Origin of the sequence: Burkholderia sp. SIMBA_051, assembly GCF_046534915.1 — a bacterium.
GTDB classification, from domain to species: Bacteria; Pseudomonadota; Gammaproteobacteria; order Burkholderiales; family Burkholderiaceae; genus Burkholderia; species Burkholderia ambifaria.
This window is the reverse complement of record NZ_JAWRXS010000887.1, coordinates 1-237: the sequence shown is the minus strand read 5'-3', so window position 1 is coordinate 237 and position 237 is coordinate 1. Positions and strand designations below refer to the sequence as shown.

1 pseudogene is annotated in these 237 nt (G+C 66.2%); it reads right to left on the bottom strand.

The features are described from left to right. Positions 1-191, bottom strand: a pseudogene (locus SB771_RS37000) (hypothetical protein); the annotation flags it as partial. Positions 192-237 lie beyond the last annotated feature (46 nt).

Genomic DNA, 237 nt, shown 5'->3' with positions numbered 1-237 from the left:
CCGTCCACTTCGATGACGACCCGCACGCCCTGTGGTAGCAGCAACAGGAAGTCCATGCGAAAGCGCAGCAGCGCATCCGGCCCCCGCTCCTTGACCGTGCGTGGGTCCCAGTGAAGCCATACTTCCGGCAGCAGTGCGGGCAGGTTCGGCACGGCACCGCGGAAGCCCTCGAAGAAGGCATCGAACAGCAAGGACTGCGGCGGGGAATTGCGGGGCAAGCTGGCCCTGAGACGTGCG